The organism is Streptomyces sp. SPB074, from assembly GCF_000154905.1.
In the GTDB taxonomy this organism is placed as follows: Bacteria; Actinomycetota; Actinomycetes; order Streptomycetales; family Streptomycetaceae; genus Streptomyces.
Window position 1 is genome coordinate 3,288,327 of sequence record NZ_GG770539.1, and the last position, 720, is coordinate 3,289,046.

Annotated in this window: 1 pseudogene; it reads right to left on the minus strand. The window is 80.7% G+C overall.

Annotation, left to right across the window (positions count from 1 at the left end):
- Positions 1-720, minus strand: a pseudogene (locus SSBG_RS13540) (hypothetical protein); the annotation flags it as partial.

A 720-nucleotide genomic window follows, 5' to 3' on the forward strand; every position in this document is an offset into this window, starting at 1 on the left:
GGCGCCGCCGCCACCCCGACCCGCTCGGGCGGGCTGTCGCTCACCGTCAGGTGGTCCAGGACGCGCGCCACCGCGCAGGACCGGCCCTCCCCGCCCAGCTCCTCGCCCAGGCGCGCCGCGTCCGCGCGCCACAGCCGCTCCACGACCTCGTGCGGGTACGCGCGCCAGCTCACGGGCCGCCACTCCTCGCCCCGTTCCCCGTGGAAGAGCCGCGCGGCGAGCAGTGAGGCCGCCTCGTCGGCCAGCTCGGGTTCCTCCAGGAGCTCGCTCGCGGGCGGTTCGGTCAGCCGCAGCGCCTGTTCCTCGGCGGCGAGCCGGTCCCTGCGGGACAGCTCGGCGAGCGCGGCGGCGACCCCGGCGTCGAGCCGCGCGGGCCAGCGCCCGAGCCGCCAGGCGGGCACGGCGACCCGGCTCAGCAGCCGGTCCCAGCCCGCGTACGCGAGCCCGACCTGCTCCTGCGCGGCGATCCGCCGCCCGTACTCCACCTTCCTGGCCCGCTCGGCACACGCCGCCGCGACGTACCGCTCCATGTCGGCCGCCGCGCCCCGGCACCGTACGAGCAGCAGCCGCGCGAGGCGCGCCGGGACCGCGAGCAGCACCCGGCGGGCCAGCGGGGCGCGGGGCCCGGCCGTCGCGAGCGCGGCGTCCAGGCCGCGGACGAACCGGCGCGCCTGCGCGGTCGCCGGCTCGGCCGCCGGCTCCGTGCCCGCGACGACGGGG